Source organism: Bacillus sp. FF-1, assembly GCF_028548245.1.
Lineage (GTDB): Bacteria > Bacillota > Bacilli > Bacillales > Bacillaceae_G > Bacillus_A > Bacillus_A paranthracis.
In genome coordinates, this window is sequence record NZ_JAQQGG010000001.1 from 234922 (window position 1) to 250167 (window position 15246).

A 15246-nucleotide genomic window follows, 5' to 3' on the forward strand; every position below is an offset into this window, starting at 1 on the left:
AAAGAAGCGAAGCCGTTAAGAGAAAAGAGGGGTGAGAATCACTTGATCAAATATAAATATATACTAGGAATATTTTTCGCTTGTCTTTTAGTTACTCTATGTCTCTATCCATATTTACAAGAGCATTTGGCGGTACATTGGGATGTAAATGGTCGGCCAAACGAGTTTATGAGTAAACAAGTTGTTATAGCACTTATTCCTTGTCTTATTATTTTCTTACATGGATTGATGTATATTATTTCACATAATATATATAAGTTTAATGAAGACGAGCATGTCATTATAAGTGGATTTCTAAAGACGATTACTTTATTTATGTTGTTTATCCATATGCTCATTCTCTTTATTAATTTTGGAAGCATGATATCCTTTCAAACAGGACTAACAATAGGGATTAGTATGTTTCTTTTTATGCTTAGTAAGGCGTTTAAAAAAGTTCAGAGTACGGAAAAAGACCCAATCAAATTAAAAAAGATCCGTTTAGTGAGTAGACGGATTTTTCAAGTGATGGCATGTAGTATATTGTTTTCATTGTTTTTGAACTTGAAATGGGGATTTTATGTGTTACTTAGCGTAATAAGTGGTGGTTCTATTTTGTTTATGTTCTACGCTTTATACTCATACATAATAGAAAGTTATGAAACGTAAAAAAGAGTCTTCTCATTATGAGAAGACTCTTTTAATCTATTTACTTCGTAATAAATTGTTGTGTCCAGTAGTTGCCGCTTTCTACATAGCCAACACCGATGTGAGTGAATCCATTATTTAAGATGTTTGCACGGTGTCCAGCACTGTTCATCCAAGCTTGTACTACTTCTTCAGGTGTACGTTGGCCTTGGGCGATGTTTTCACCTGCAGATGTATAAGAAATACCAAATTTCTTCATCATGTCAAACGGAGACCCGTATGTAGGGCTGTTATGATCAAAGTAGTTATTTTTTTGCATATCTTCAGATTTAATGCGTGCTACTTTGCTTAATTCAGTGTCGATTTTTAAAGCTGGTAAACCTTGTTTTGCACGCTCAGCGTTTGTTAATTCAACAACACGTTGTTCGAACTCGCTTAAAGATTTTGCTTCTTCAGCAGGCTTTTGCTCAGCTGGTTTTTGTTCAGCCGGTTTTTGCGTATTATTGTTTTCAGCAGGCTTTTGAGCTTCTGGTTTTTGAACTTCTTCAGCAGGCTTTTGCTCGGCAGGTTTTTGCTCAGCAGGCTTTTGAGTTTCTGGCTTAGCTGTCGGTTGCTCAGTTACAACATTTTCAGTAGGTTGTTGACCAGGAATAATGCAATTTGGTTGGAAGTTTCCTTGTTGCCATTGTGCTAATGACTCAACGCCCATAGATTGTAAGAATGCTTGTAATTCTTGTTGGCTCATTTGCTTCATCATCACTTTTGAATGCTGAATATTTTGAACCTTTATGTTAGATGGTTGTACTGTTGCAGCTTGTGCATCTAGAGAAGATACTCCTAAAGTAAGAGCTGTTGCAGCAGCTACAGATAATAAAACACGCTTTTTCATGATGTGTGTCCCCCTATATAAAGTTTTAATTTGTTTTCACACGATTTGTTTTTGACAGCCTGTCTGACTGACAAATTCATCGTAGCATAGATTTTGTGAGAAAAAAGATGGAAAAAAATTCATAGACTTAAAATTTACCTAATTTATCCTAAGAGGGGAAAAGGGGAAAAATAAGAGAAACATAGAGTATAAAAGGAATTTTCAGCATTTTTATACTTGGTTATAAGACGCGTTTTTTGGATAAATGTACCTATATTGAAAATGAAGAATCCTATTGTATCAATGGTTTGAGCGTTTTTTTGAGGAATATACTGGATTGATTTTTACAAAACTGTAATGTTTCTGTTGTTCTTTTTTATAATAAAGTAACATATTTTTAATGTTGTAGCGGACAAAAAAGCGGCTATCTCTTTACATAGACGAAGGAGATAGCCGTTTTCCTATTATTACGTATGTTACGAGTTATTACGAGTTGGTTTCAATTGCTTCTAATAATAAATCAACGATGTGAATTCCTCTCATTTTATGAGAAAGACCTTCTCGTTCAATGCCTAATTTCATTTGTAATAAACAACCTGGATTTGCAGTAACAATGGTTGCTGCTTCTGTTTCATGCACACGGTCCATTTTGTAATCTAGAAATTCCATAGATAGTTCTGAATGAACAATGTTATAAATACCAGCAGAACCACAGCAGCGATCAGCATCTTTCATTTCACGGTATGTTGCGCCTTGAATTGCTTCTAGTAACATACGAGGTTCTGAAGATGTTCGCATAACATTGCGTAAGTGACAAGAGTCTTGATACGTAATAACTTGCGGCGTGACTCGTAAGTCATTACGTTTATGGAAATCTAGTTCTACTAGAATAGCAGTAATATCTTTAATTTTAGAAACGAACTGCTTTGCACGTTCAGCCCACTGTGGATCATCTTTTAACAAGTAATCGTAGTCTACGAGGTAAGCTCCGCAACCACCAGCATTCGTAATAATATAGTCGATGTTTAAATCTTCGAATGCTTTTATATTGCGTTTTGCTAATTCCTTTGCCCCATTTTTCTCACCAGCATGTCCATGTAATGCCCCGCAGCAACTTTGTGTTTTCGGAATAACGATATCACAACCAGCTAACTGAAGCAGTTTCATCGTTGCGTTATTTGTTTCTAAAAACATTGTATCCATTAAACAACCTGTGAAGAATGCAACTTGTTTCTTCTTCGTACTTTCAGTAGGTAAAAATTCAGGGCGATCTTTCATTGCTTTCATTTTAGGGACCTTAGGCAAAACGAGATCCATTGTTGCAAGTGTTTCAGGGAATAACTTCATAATCCCTGTTTTATGTGTTAGCGTTTGTAAACCGGAACGTTGGTAAAATCCGATTAATCCTGTTAATGTTCTCATTCGATTTTGATGCGGGAAAAGTCCTTCAAAAACGACTTTACGAACAGCTCTCACTGGCATTGAAAACTTTTTGTTTTGATTTATAATATCACGAGCTTCTTCTAATAAATGTCCATAATTCACACCAGATGGACAAACAGGTTCACAAGCACGGCAGCCGAGGCAAACATTTAATGTGTTTTCAACATCTTCATCTGGCTCAATTAAGCCGTCAACGACCGCTTTCATTAATGCGATACGTCCACGCGGGGAATGTGATTCTTTATATCCAGATTGAATGTAAGTAGGGCAAGTTGGTAAGCAGAAACCGCATCGCATACAGTTTAGTAGTTCATCTTCACTTAATCGTTCTTTAAATTCCTTTTGAATGTTTTCTTTATTTAATGTTGTCATCGCTCAACCACCACTCTTTTACGAGTGTCCTTCGCGAACATCTTTCCTGGATTCATAATGTTATTTGGATCGAAGGCTTGTTTAATTCCTTGCATAGCAGCAATACCTTCTTTACCTAACTTCATTTCTAAATACGGAGCCTTCATCGCACCAACACCATGTTCACCAGTAATCGTGCCACCAAGTTCAATTGCTTTCGCAAATATTTCAGCAAAAGCTTGTTCAGCTCGGTGCATTTCTTCTTCGTTGCGAGCATCTGTCATACAAGTTGGGTGTAGGTTGCCATCGCCAGCATGGCCAAACGTACAAATAGGAATATTATATTTTTTGGCAATGGCATTAATAGCTTCAACCATCGGAGCAATCTGTGAGCGTGGTACCGTTGCATCTTCTAATATTGTAGTAGGTTTTAATCTTGCCAGTGCTGACAGTGCACTACGGCGAGCTGTTCGAAGCGCATCTGCTTCCGCTTCATCTTTTGCGACGCGAACATCAACTGCATTCATGGAACGACAAACGTTAGCCATTTTTTCAATATCTCGATTAACAACTTCAGGTGGACCGTCTTGTTCAATTAATAAAATTGCTTTTACGTCAGTTGGTAAACCGATTTGAGCAAACTCTTCTACTACTTCAATTGTCGGCTGGTCTAAAAACTCAAGTGTCGCTGGAATGATTTTATTTGCAATAATAGAAGAAACAGCACGTGCAGCTTCATTAATATCTTCATATAGTGCAAGCATCGTTTTCTTCGTTTCAGGCATAGGAACAAGTTTTAATATTGCTTCTGTTACGACGCCAAGTGTTCCTTCAGAACCGATAAATAAACGAGTTAAATCGTAACCAGCTACATCTTTTGCTAATTTACCACCAGTGCGAATCATATCACCATTTGGTAAGACAAGTTCAAGCCCCATCACATAATCACGTGTTACGCCATATTTTAATCCACGTAATCCACCCGAGTTTTCATTAATGTTACCGCCAATTGTAGAAATTTTCATTGAGCTTGGATCTGGTGGATAAAATAAACCTTTTTCTTCTACTGCTTTAATAATATCAAGCGTAATAACACCAGCTTGTACAGTAATTGTTAAATTTTCTTCATCAATTTCTAAAATGTTATTCATATGGCGGAAGATAAGGACGATACCGCCTTCAAGTGGACATGTCCCTGCGCAAAGATTTGTTCCAGACCCACGAACATATACAGGGATTTTGTGAGTGTTACATACTTTTAATACTTCAGCTACTTCATTTGTATTACGAGGAGCAATGACTGCATCAGGCATTGCTTGGAAGTTTGGAGTGGCATCATAACTATACGTTAAACGCCCCATATTGGATGTATCTACATTATCTTCGCCAACAATGGATACGAATGAATCAATAATTTGTTTTTCTAACATTGGAAATCCCCCTCAAACTGTTAACGTAATGAGTCATAATAAAAAACGTTGTCACAGTGCTTTCATTATAATGATAAAAAAGTCGGGGGATTCTTTCTATGTATAATCATCTAAAGATTAATCTATTTTATCATTCTTTTTTGTTTGATTATCTAATAAGAGGAGCGAGAAATATAAAATATTTAAGTCCTTGAATTGTTTCGGATCAAGTCCTGTATACTCCTCAATTTTTTTAAGTCTATAATGCAATGTGTTAATGTGTATATGTAATTGCTCCGCTGTTTGTTTATAGGATTGGTTATAATCAATAAATAAACGTAAAGTGTGCATAAGTTCAGGCGATGATAATAAGTTTTCGATGGTGCGCTTTAGAAATTGTTCCCGCGTTTCCGCAGAAATATCTTGTAAGCACATTTCTAAACGTAAATCTTCATTAAATACAATGTTTTTCGTTTCAAGTGATACGGAAAGAGCTTGTAATGCTTGTTCGTATGATAAGTTCATATTGCTTGGTGTAACGGATTGGCCAATCCCGATATATAAAGGAATAGAAAACAAAGTTTCACAGTCTTGTTTTAATCGTTTTAAAAATTGATATGTTTGCTCTTTGGAGTTCGTGGCTGTAAATAAAATGAATCGATCATTTCCCCAGCGAACAAATAGATGCTCCTTTGTTAATAGATTGCGTACGTGTTGCCAAATCTTACGCTGAAGCATCGTGTCATTTTGATCGATAGAGAACAAAATAAGTTGTTTCTTCTTATATAAATCAATACCAAGTGTTTTGGCACGATCGAGAAAGCTTGGAGACCAGTCTGTATTTTGGAGCCAATCAAAGACAAATGCTTCATAAGAACGGTGTTCAAGTTCTAGCTGTTCTAAAAAGTAGTTTTCGTGAATGAGTAGTTCGGTCATTTTACGTAATATTTCTCCGTATTGGGAAATGTTTTCAGGTTCGCCTGTAATTCCAATGACACCAATTACTTCGTCATGGAATAGTAAAGGGAGATTCATACCCGCTTTTACGCCATGCAAACGTCGTTCATCTTCTTTTGTAATAATGACAGTTTTCTTTTGTTTCGCACAGCGGAGTGCGCCTTCATGAAATTGACCGATTCTTTCTATATCTGTACTTGCGATAATAACGCCTTGTATATTAATGATAATAATATTTTCTTTAATTAGTCTGCGTACTTCTCGTACAATTTTATTTGCTAAATCAGGAAAAAGCATAATTGGCACACCTCAAATTCTATTTGTTGTACATTATATATGTAAATGAAGTAGGAAAGGGAAATTTCACACTTTCCACACATTTATTTGTTATTTTACAATTATAACGAAATCATCCGAAGATGGAGGGAATCTTTTGAGAAAGTCTGTTTTTCTTCTCTGTTTTGTATTTCTATTAGTAGGGTGTCAAGGAAGCTCGTATACACCGATTGCTAAAGATAAAAGTGTTATTATAACAACGAATATAAAAGAAGGCAGTATTAGTTTTGTCGATAAGCAAACTAAAAAGTTAATTACGACATGGGAACTTAACGAGCCGATGGCAGGAACCCTACTACTTCCAAATGGTGAAGACATACTTGTATATGGTAAGCAGTTAGAGTACATGTATGTATATTCACTAGTCGAAGGAAGACAAGTGGAGAAATATAAAACTGGAAAAGGTATTGTAAATGTAATCGTATCCGAAGATAAAAAACAATTGCTTGCTGCCGATCAAAATGCCCAAAAGGTAAGGTTCTTTACGATAAAAGGTAAAGAGACAGGAAGTGTGTCAACCGGAAAAGGGCCAATAACGATGGTAGAGTACCATAACCAGTTATCTGTATTAAACTTTTATGATACGAAGCTAACGACAATTGATACAAAGAAAAAAGAAGTGATACAAACCTTTATGATTCCACCAGCGTCAACGGGGGCGACAATTAGTCCAGATGGGAAAGAAATATGGATTGGCGGACATGGTGATGGAAATCAGGTAAATGAGAAAGTATTAGTGTATTCTTTGCAGAGCGGAGAAATGGTACGTTCTTTACACGCTCCGTTTATGCCTGTGAATATTACGAAGGATCATAAGTACGTATATGCATTAAGTCACGGTTCGAATACGCTTAGAAAGTTTGATGTTAGCACGTATAAAGAGGTGGCTTCTGTAGAAGTAGGATCAAACCCATTTGCATTTTTGAAGAGCGGAGCAGAAGGATACGTAGCAAGCTATGATAGTGATGAAGTTTGCGTCATGGATATGAAGAATTTGAAAATAAAACAAACAATTAAAGTCGGAAAAGGACCGTTTCAACTCATAGAGAGAGAAGGGAAGGACAATGAGTAAATATAGGGTGCTAGTTGTAGATGATGAAAGTGATATGAGGCAACTTGTTGGAATGTACTTAGATAATTTCGGATACGAGTGGGAAGAAGCTGAAAATGGAAAAGAAGCTCTAAAAAAATTAGAGACAAATCATTATGATTTCGTTGTACTAGATATTATGATGCCAGAGATGGATGGACTTTCAGTTTGTAAAGAAATTAGAAAAACGTCAGATGTACCAATAATATTTTTAACAGCAAAAGGTGAAGAGTGGAATAGGGTGAACGGCTTACGTATGGGAGCAGATGATTATATTGTAAAGCCATTTAGTCCTGGTGAATTAATTGCTCGTATGGAAGCTGTATTAAGGCGTTATACAAAGCAAGAGCAACAAGAGGAATTTCAGTTTGGGCCGATCCTTATTAATGAAAAAAGTAGGAAAATTGAGGTGGATGGTGAGCCGATTTCTCTTACAGTAAAAGAGTTTGATTTACTCTATTTTCTTTGCCAACATACGGGACAAGTATTTAGCCGAGAACAATTGCTGGAAAAGGTATGGGGATATGATTATGCCGGAAGTACAAGAACCGTAGATACGCACGTGAAAACGATGCGTTTGAAGCTTGGAGAAAGTGGAAACTACATTCAAACTGTTTGGGGTGTAGGCTATAAATTTGAGGTGTAACGTATGTTTACGATGGTACAGAAGCTTTGGCTGACAGTAGTATGTGCAGTATTTGTAACAGTTTCCTTTCTTTATTTTGTATCTTTATATTCGTATGAAAAACTATACGTTGATAATTTAAAAGATTCATTAGTAATGGAAGGGAAGCGTCTTGCTGCGCAATATGATAAGCGCGAAGGAATATCAATTTTTGAAGAGAAAGTAAGAGCATTTGATCAAATATCTAGTTCAGACGTTCTTTTCGTATCGAACCCACGTGATTTAAGTGCATGTTTACCATTTGATGTGCACCATCATTCTCTTATAAGTGAAGGGGACAGGCAAGCATTATTAGATGGAAAAACTGTGACAAAGATAGGATACGAGGAACATTTTGACCGTAATATTATGGGGGTTGTCATCCCTGTTTTAGAAAATAAAAAATTAGTTGGTATTGTATATTCTTATATTCCTTTAAAAAGTATAAAAGACTTAATATATGATATGGGTCTTATTTTAGCACCGTTAGCACTTGCTATAACTTTACTGACAATATGGATTGGTAGAAAAATTATTATTGCTATTACGAAACCACTTTCGCAAATGGAACGAGTTGCCAATCATTTGGCTACGGGAGATTTCTCAGAACGAATTACAATTTCTTCTGAAGATGAAATTGGACGATTAGGAAAAGCATTTAATAAGATGGCAAATTCTTTAGAGACAGAAGACGTAAAGCGTAAGGAGTTTTTAGCTAACGTTTCGCATGAACTAAGAACACCGCTTAGTTATATAAAAGGGTATAGCGAGGCTATTTTAGATGGTGTAGCGAAGGGACCGCAGCAGGAAAAAGTAACACAGCTCATTCATAAAGAAGCAGATCGTATGCAGCGTCTCGTTCATGATTTATTAGATTTAGCACAACTAGAAGGGGAACATTTCCCTTTAAAGAAACAACCTATCGTTTTTTCACAACTAATTGAAGATGTGTTAGATACGTATGAGATTAAGTTTATAGAAAAGAAAATTCGTATTTCAACAAATTTAAATCCAGAAATCATTGTAATGATTGATGAGGATCGTATGCAACAAGTGCTTCATAACGTGTTAGATAATGCGATACGGTATACAAATCAAAACGGGGATATTATGATAACGCTTAGGCAGATAGATGATTACTGTGAATTGAACATAAAAGATACAGGAATCGGTATTGATACGGAGCATTTAGAAAACCTTGGTGAACGTTTTTACAGAGTTGATAAAGCGAGAAGTCGTCAACATGGTGGAACAGGTTTAGGCCTGGCAATTGTAAGACAAATTGTTCATATACATGAAGGACAGTGGCGAATTGAAAGTGAAAAAGGGAACGGCACGACGGTTAGTATTAAATTGAAAGTACAGGATGAGGAGAGCATGTTCTAATTTTTAGGGCATGCTCTTTTTTAGAAAACAGTTATATGTAAAAGTATTAATTAATATGTAATAAATATCGAAATTTTGACGATTTTATGAACAAAACATTTGTACTTCTTACCAATTCGTTCTAAAATGGTTATGATGCAAAGTTCTTATAAATCGTTTCAATTGTTGTTTGGAAGATACTGAGGTGATTTAACTGGAGTACAAATCTATTAAACCGAAAAAAATTTACGAAGAAGTATCTGAAGCTATTTTAACAATGATTAAAAATGGTACGTTAAAACCTGGTGACAAACTACTTCCTGTACATCAATTAGCTGAGCAGTTTCAAGTTGGCAGATCTGCTGTTCGTGAAGCGCTAAGTGCGCTAAGAGCGATGGGCTTAATTGAGATGAAACAAGGAGAAGGTACATATGTGAAGAATTTTGATTCTTCTTCATTAACAAAATCATTAAACAATAGATTATTGATGAAGAAAGAAGATATTTTGAATTTATTAGAAGTACGAAAGGTGCTTGAAGTGGGGGCAGTTCGAGCAGCTGCGGCAAAACGTACGGAAGATAATTTGCAAAATATGAAGCATTGGTTAGATGAAATGGCAAAGAGCATTGGAGATGAAAAGGCTGGCGAAAAAGCAGATTTTCAGTTCCATATGGGAATTGCGGAGTCTTCGCATAACAACATTTTGCTTGAACTCATGAATCATGTTTCAGAGATGATTGCTGAAACGATTGGTGAATCAAGACGCATTATTTTATATGGTGAACAAACAACATCAGAACGACTTATAGAAGAGCATCAAGTTATATATGATGCAGTGTTAAAGCAAGATGTAGAATTAGCGCAGCAAGCAATGCTAGATCATTTAACAAATGTAGAACATATTGTCACAGGTAGCAACGATATAAATTCTTAATTTAATCTTTTAAAAATCTAATTTTCTGATAAAATAGAGAGAGATTAAGTAAGCGTTTTCTTTAGAAGAGGGAGAGGATAGGCCATGGTTGAGCCTATTTCTTCTCTCCTTAGTCATCTGATGACCATATGTTTGTTGGTGGAGTTGTAAAAAGGGGGAGTAATAATTATGAAAGTTACTTTATTTGTTACTTGTTTAGTCGATATGTTTGAAACAAATGTCGGCAAAGCAACAGTTGAGGTGTTGGAGCGTTTAGGTTGTGAAATTGAATTTCCAGAAGCACAAGTTTGTTGCGGTCAGCCTGCTTATAATAGCGGCCATGTAGAAGCTGCAAAAGAAGCGATGAAACATATGATTGAAACTTTTGAAGATGCAGAATATATTGTTACGCCATCTGGTTCTTGTGCGACAATGTTTCATGAGTATCCGCATGTTTTTAAAGATGATCCGAAGTGGGCTAAACGTGCACAAAAAGTTGCTGATAAAACATATGAATTTACACAATTTATTGTAGACGTTTTAAAGGTTACTGATGTTGGTGCAAGTTTACCAGGGATTGCTACTATTCATAAATCATGTCATATGACACGTATGCTTGGAGTAACAGAGGCACCAGGAATTTTATTATCAAATGTAAAAGGGTTAACTGTGAGAGAGTTACCAAATGTGCAAAATTGTTGCGGGTTTGGGGGAACGTTTTCAGTGAAGATGACTCCAATTTCTGAGCAAATGGTAGATGAAAAGGTAGATAGTGCAATGGAAACAGGCGCTGATTATTTAATCGGTGCAGATTGTGGGTGTTTGTTAAACATTGGCGGACGTATTGAGCGTTTAGGAAAAGAAATAAAAGTAATGCATATTGCTGAGGTACTGAATAGTCGCTCATGAAGGGGGAACATAAGCTATGTCTATGAAAATCAGTGAGAAAAAATTTAATGATCGCGTTGGCGATGGAATTCAAGATTCGTTTATGCGCGGAGCAGTATCTTCTGCACAAACACGCTTATATACGAATCGTTTAAAAGCAGCAGATGAATTAGGAAACTGGGAAGAATGGCGTGAACTCGGTGAAGAAATTCGTCAACATACGTTAGAAAATCTTGATTATTACTTAATGCAGTTAAGTGAAAATGTATCCAAAAGAGGCGGACATGTGTACTTTGCGAAAACGAAAGAGGAAGCAGCAAAGTATATTCAAGACGTTGCAAAAAAGAAGCAGGCAAAAAAGGTAGTAAAATCAAAGTCAATGGTAACAGAAGAAATTAGTATGAACCATGCGCTTGAAGAAATCGGTTGTGAAGTGTTAGAAAGTGATCTAGGAGAGTATATTCTGCAAGTAGATAACGATCCACCTTCACATATTATTGCGCCTGCTCTTCATAAAAATAGAACGCAAATTCGTGACGTATTTAAAGAAAAGCTTGGCTATGAAAATTCTGATGATCCATACGAAATGACAAAGTTTGTTCGTAAACAACTTCGTGAAAAATTTATGGATGCTGAAATTGGTGTGACAGGTTGTAACTTCGCTGTTGCAAATACTGGCTCTCTTTGTTTAGTAACAAATGAAGGTAATGCCGACCTTGTTATGTCGATTCCAAAAACACAAATTGCGGTTATGGGTATGGAACGTATGGTTCCGACAATGGAAGAATTAGATGTTTTAGTTGGTTTACTATGTCGTAGTGCAGTAGGTCAAAAGTTAACAAGTTATGTAACGGTAGCGGGACCAATTCAAGAAGAGGAAGTAGATGGCCCAGAAGAATTCCACTTAGTTGTGGTTGATAATGGTCGTTCTCAAATTCTCGGATCTGAATTCCGTCAAGTTTTGCAATGTATTCGTTGTGCTGCTTGTGTGAACGTATGCCCTGTATATCGACATGTTGGTGGACATTCATACGGCTCTATATACTCAGGACCAATTGGGGCGGTATTAACACCACTTTTAGGTGGATATGATGATTACAAAGAGCTTCCTTATGCTTCTAGTTTATGCGGAGCGTGTACAGAAGCTTGTCCAGTAAAAATTCCATTGCATGATTTATTATTAAAACATCGTCAAGTTATCGTTGAGCAAGAAGGGCGTGCTCCACTTGCAGAAAAATTAGCAATGAAAATGTTTAGTATGGGTGCATCTTCAGCAGCTTTATATAAAATGGGATCAAAGATGGCGCCAGCAGCAATGAGTCCATTTACATCTGGTAACCGTGTATCAAAAGGTGTTGGGCCACTTAAAAACTGGACAGATATTCGTGAATTCCCGGCTCCAAGTAAAGAACGATTCCGTGATTGGTATAAAGATCATAAGAAAGGCGGGGACAAATAATGACAGGATTAATTCAAAACCGTGAGTCCTTTCTAGAAAATATTGCAAAAGAACTTGGACGCACGCGTAAAACGGATGGTGTAAAACGTCCAGTATGGAAAAACAATGTGAATAAAGAAACGTTAAAAAATTATTCACAAGAAGAATTGTTAGAAGTATTTAAAAATCAATGTACAAACATTCATACAACTGTTGTGGAAACGACAAATGACCGTTTACGTGAAGATATTCAAAAAGTAATCGTTGAAAACGGCGGGGGACCTATTATGTTATCGGCAGATGAACGTTTTGATTCTTATGGATTGACTTCTTTATTTAAAGAAGAACTTCCAAAGCAAAATGTTGAAGTGAACGTATGGGATCCTGAGAAAAAAGAAGAGAATATGCGTATCGCGGAAAGAACGAATATTGGAATTGCATTTAGTGATTATACTTTAGCCGAATCTGGTACGATCGTTGTACAAAGTCATAAAGGCCAAGGCCGTTCTTTACACTTTTTACCGACTGTATACTTTGCTATTATTCCACGTGAAACACTTGTACCTCGTATTACACAAGCAGTTGAGGATATGAACAAGCGTGTAGAAAATGGCGAGACAGTGGCATCTTGTATTAACTTTATTACAGGACCTAGTAACTCGGCAGATATAGAAATGAATCTTGTTGTCGGAGTACATGGACCATTAAAAGCAGTATATTTCATCGTATAAAATAGGGGAAAGCAGGCCAGAAAATGGCCTGCTTTTTTAATAGAATAGAGATAATATGAAGTAGAAGTTCTCTCCTTTTTTTGCTATGTTCTTCTGGAAAGGAGAGGAAGGGATGTTCACTTATGTATATGCATTGTTAGCGGGGATGGTGTTTGGTTCTTTTTTTATGGTAATTGCGATGAGAGTTCCGCTAGGGGAGTCTATCATAACCCCGCGTTCATATTGTCATTATTGTAAGTATGTGCTAAAGCCAAAAGAATTGATTCCAATCATTTCTTTTTGTATGCAAAGAGGGCGTTGTACGAATTGTAAGAGGAAAATTTCAATTTTGTACGTAGTATTTGAACTTGTAACTGGAATGATATGCCTTCTTACTGTATATATGATTGGGGTGGAACGAGAGCTTATTATCGTTTTATCACTTTTTTCGTTACTTCTTATTATTTCAGTTACAGATTACATATATATGTTAATTCCAAATCGTATTTTAGCTTGGTTTGCTTGTTTACTCATTTTAGAATGTGCTTTTATACCGTTAGTCACTTGGATAGATAGTATAGTTGGTAGTTGCGTTATATTCATTTTGTTATACTGCATGCAAAAGATATATCCAGAAGGGCTTGGGGGAGGGGATATAAAATTACTTTCGTTACTTGGATTTATAGTGGGATTGAAAGGGATTTTTATCGTTTTATTTTTAGCATCTTGCTTTAGTCTTTGTTTCTTTGGAGCTGGTCTCGTATTAAAACGTATGAAAATGAGGACTCAAATACCGTTTGGTCCTTTTATTAGTCTTGGGGCAATATGTTACATGTTGGTCACGTATGCAAAATAGAGAGGGGATAGAAAATGAATGTATATATGGATGATCAAAGAAGTTGTCCGTACGGTTACGTGCTCGCAACTACAGTAGAATGTGCTTTGCAAATGGTACGAGATTATGAGGTGAATGTTCTTTCCATTGATTTCAATATGGGATGGGGAGAAAAAAGTGGATTAGATTTTGTCGAAGCTTTTTGTAAAGAGGGTTTATATGTAAATGAAATACACTTTCATACGAATGATGTCATCGGTATGCATAAGATGAAACAGAGAATGAATAAGGGAAAGGAAGAAGGAGAGATTAATCCTAATCTTGTTGTTAAATATGTGGGGAGCTAAAAACTCCAAAGTAAAACTTTGGAGTTTTTAATGTTTCATATGCGCTTGCAACGGAATGATTTCTTCTTGTTGAGCTGCTCCTAATTCAGTTTCTTCTTGTTTCACGTCAGGTACTTTCTTTGTTAAGTAATGGTATACCATACCGACAAATACAGACCCACCAATAATGTTACCGATTGTAACTGGAATTAAGTTATGAATAGCACCTGCAAAAGAAATTGTCTCAGGATGCGGTGAAACTAAAGATAAAGCAAACAGTGATAAGTTTGCGATGCTATGCTCGTAACCAGATAAGAAGAATGTGAAAACGAGCATCATCATCATCATAATTTTTGCTGTATCACCTTTAACTTGAGAAGGTAAGAAACAAGCAAGACATACAAGCCAGTTACATAAAATTGCTTTAAAGAATAGTTGCATTGTAGGTGTATTCATTTTTCCTTCTACTACTTTATTCATGAAATGACCGTGATCAATTGCTTCAAAAATGCCAGTTGCGTAAAATAGTAAGGCAAAGAATAAAGCACCAGCTAAATTGCCTGCATAACAAGCAAACCAGTTACGAAGTGTATCAGATAGTGTTGTTTCTTTTCTTAATGTTGCTACAGTGAAGTACATTGTGTTTCCAGTAAACAATTCAGCACCACCATATATAATAAGTACGAGAGCAATTCCGAAAAACATAGAAGCAGCTAAATAAGTTGCTGGTGAATCTGCAATGTGAAAAAAGTTACCTAATTTAAAGCATAGAACAATAATAAAACCGATATAAATACCCGCAAGTGCTGCACGAATGAAATATTGCATCGGGTTTGTATCTAACATTTGTTTTTTGCTCTTAGCCAGTTTGACAACATAATCTAATCCTTGTTCTAGCATGAGTAATACGCTCCTTTAGTACATCATCTATAAATACTCCTTATATGAATAAAGTACATGGATTCTTTTATAGTTTCAATAAGTTTGTGCAATGTTTCACAAAAAGGACATACATATATTAAGAAA

15 protein-coding genes are annotated in these 15246 nt (G+C 36.1%); 10 read left to right on the top strand and 5 right to left on the bottom strand.

The genetic code is table 11. From position 1 onward, the window contains the following. Positions 1-42: 42 nt before the first annotated feature. Positions 43-648, top strand: a complete 606-nt coding sequence (locus PQF83_RS01255; protein WP_000598992.1) for a DUF1648 domain-containing protein — start codon at positions 43-45, stop codon at positions 646-648. A gap of 40 nt (positions 649-688) precedes the next feature. On the opposite strand, the gene PQF83_RS01260 is transcribed toward PQF83_RS01255, so the two are convergent. The 4 genes from PQF83_RS01260 to PQF83_RS01275 all read right to left on the bottom strand — a co-directional run bounded on the left by PQF83_RS01260 (position 689) and on the right by PQF83_RS01275 (position 5952). After that, a complete protein-coding gene (locus PQF83_RS01260) occupies positions 689-1516 on the bottom strand; it encodes a CAP domain-containing protein (protein WP_000747582.1) in 828 nt (275 codons plus the stop codon). A gap of 465 nt (positions 1517-1981) precedes the next feature. Beyond that, positions 1982-3310 (bottom strand): (Fe-S)-binding protein, encoded by a 1329-nt coding sequence (locus tag PQF83_RS01265; protein ID WP_000209639.1) that lies wholly within the window; start codon positions 3308-3310, stop codon positions 1982-1984. Then, positions 3307-4719, bottom strand: coding sequence for a glycolate oxidase subunit GlcD (glcD, locus tag PQF83_RS01270; RefSeq protein ID WP_000890742.1), 1413 nt, complete (start codon positions 4717-4719; stop codon positions 3307-3309). The genes PQF83_RS01265 and glcD overlap by 4 nt, the downstream gene beginning before the upstream one ends. Before the next feature lie 117 nt (positions 4720-4836). After that, the gene (locus tag PQF83_RS01275; RefSeq protein WP_000898624.1) at positions 4837-5952 is read right to left on the bottom strand and encodes a CdaR family transcriptional regulator; all 1116 of its coding nucleotides are present in this window, start codon (positions 5950-5952) and stop codon (positions 4837-4839) included. A gap of 136 nt (positions 5953-6088) precedes the next feature. Between PQF83_RS01275 and PQF83_RS01280 the strand changes: the two genes are divergently transcribed. The 9 genes from PQF83_RS01280 (at position 6089) to PQF83_RS01320 (ending at position 14241) form a co-directional block, all read left to right on the top strand. Beyond that, positions 6089-7063: a YncE family protein gene (locus PQF83_RS01280; RefSeq protein ID WP_001232402.1), complete on the top strand. Its 975-nt coding sequence runs from the start codon at positions 6089-6091 to the stop codon at positions 7061-7063. Beyond that, positions 7056-7727, top strand: coding sequence for a response regulator transcription factor (locus PQF83_RS01285; protein WP_000049872.1), 672 nt, complete (start codon positions 7056-7058; stop codon positions 7725-7727). Before PQF83_RS01280 ends, PQF83_RS01285 begins: the two co-directional genes overlap by 8 nt. A 3-nt stretch (positions 7728-7730) precedes the next feature. After that, positions 7731-9131, top strand: a complete 1401-nt coding sequence (locus tag PQF83_RS01290) for a sensor histidine kinase (protein WP_000494825.1) — start codon at positions 7731-7733, stop codon at positions 9129-9131. Positions 9132-9354: 223 nt separating this feature from the next. Next, positions 9355-10044 carry a FadR/GntR family transcriptional regulator gene (locus PQF83_RS01295; RefSeq protein WP_255256540.1) on the top strand — a complete coding sequence of 230 codons (690 nt, stop codon included), beginning with the start codon at positions 9355-9357 and terminating at the stop codon, positions 10042-10044. Positions 10045-10212: 168 nt separating this feature from the next. Beyond that, positions 10213-10932, top strand: a complete 720-nt coding sequence (locus PQF83_RS01300; protein WP_000869149.1) for a (Fe-S)-binding protein — start codon at positions 10213-10215, stop codon at positions 10930-10932. Between the two features lie 16 nt (positions 10933-10948). Then, the gene (locus tag PQF83_RS01305) at positions 10949-12370 is read left to right on the top strand and encodes a LutB/LldF family L-lactate oxidation iron-sulfur protein (protein ID WP_000061914.1); all 1422 of its coding nucleotides are present in this window, start codon (positions 10949-10951) and stop codon (positions 12368-12370) included. Continuing rightward, positions 12370-13080 carry a LutC/YkgG family protein gene (locus PQF83_RS01310; RefSeq protein WP_000147209.1) on the top strand — a complete coding sequence of 237 codons (711 nt, stop codon included), beginning with the start codon at positions 12370-12372 and terminating at the stop codon, positions 13078-13080. Before PQF83_RS01305 ends, PQF83_RS01310 begins: the two co-directional genes overlap by 1 nt. A 112-nt stretch (positions 13081-13192) precedes the next feature. Continuing rightward, positions 13193-13915 carry a prepilin peptidase gene (locus PQF83_RS01315; RefSeq protein ID WP_000495748.1) on the top strand — a complete coding sequence of 241 codons (723 nt, stop codon included), beginning with the start codon at positions 13193-13195 and terminating at the stop codon, positions 13913-13915. Between the two features lie 14 nt (positions 13916-13929). Further along, positions 13930-14241: a cyclic-phosphate processing receiver domain-containing protein gene (locus PQF83_RS01320; protein ID WP_001103778.1), complete on the top strand. Its 312-nt coding sequence runs from the start codon at positions 13930-13932 to the stop codon at positions 14239-14241. A gap of 27 nt (positions 14242-14268) precedes the next feature. Here the strand turns inward: PQF83_RS01320 and PQF83_RS01325 are convergent, their stop codons facing one another. Further along, positions 14269-15120 (bottom strand): formate/nitrite transporter family protein, encoded by an 852-nt coding sequence (locus tag PQF83_RS01325; RefSeq protein WP_000893048.1) that lies wholly within the window; start codon positions 15118-15120, stop codon positions 14269-14271. Positions 15121-15246: the final 126 nt, after the last annotated feature.

Bases quoted from the DNA above. Each gene is read 5' to 3' on its own strand.
- PQF83_RS01300 (WP_000869149.1), top strand. From the start codon at position 10,213: ATGAAAGTTACTTTATTTGTTACTTGTTTAGTCGATATGTTTGAAACA.
- PQF83_RS01285 (WP_000049872.1), top strand. From the start codon at position 7,056: ATGAGTAAATATAGGGTGCTAGTTGTAGATGATGAAAGTGATATGAGG.
- PQF83_RS01275 (WP_000898624.1), bottom strand. From the start codon at position 5,952: ATGCTTTTTCCTGATTTAGCAAATAAAATTGTACGAGAAGTACGCAGA.
- PQF83_RS01260 (WP_000747582.1), bottom strand. From the start codon at position 1,516: ATGAAAAAGCGTGTTTTATTATCTGTAGCTGCTGCAACAGCTCTTACT.
- PQF83_RS01265 (WP_000209639.1), bottom strand. From the start codon at position 3,310: ATGACAACATTAAATAAAGAAAACATTCAAAAGGAATTTAAAGAACGA.
- glcD (WP_000890742.1), bottom strand. From the start codon at position 4,719: ATGTTAGAAAAACAAATTATTGATTCATTCGTATCCATTGTTGGCGAA.
- PQF83_RS01310 (WP_000147209.1), top strand. From the start codon at position 12,370: ATGACAGGATTAATTCAAAACCGTGAGTCCTTTCTAGAAAATATTGCA.
- PQF83_RS01320 (WP_001103778.1), top strand. From the start codon at position 13,930: ATGAATGTATATATGGATGATCAAAGAAGTTGTCCGTACGGTTACGTG.
- PQF83_RS01315 (WP_000495748.1), top strand. From the start codon at position 13,193: ATGTTCACTTATGTATATGCATTGTTAGCGGGGATGGTGTTTGGTTCT.
- PQF83_RS01290 (WP_000494825.1), top strand. From the start codon at position 7,731: ATGTTTACGATGGTACAGAAGCTTTGGCTGACAGTAGTATGTGCAGTA.
- PQF83_RS01305 (WP_000061914.1), top strand. From the start codon at position 10,949: ATGTCTATGAAAATCAGTGAGAAAAAATTTAATGATCGCGTTGGCGAT.
- PQF83_RS01325 (WP_000893048.1), bottom strand. From the start codon at position 15,120: ATGCTAGAACAAGGATTAGATTATGTTGTCAAACTGGCTAAGAGCAAA.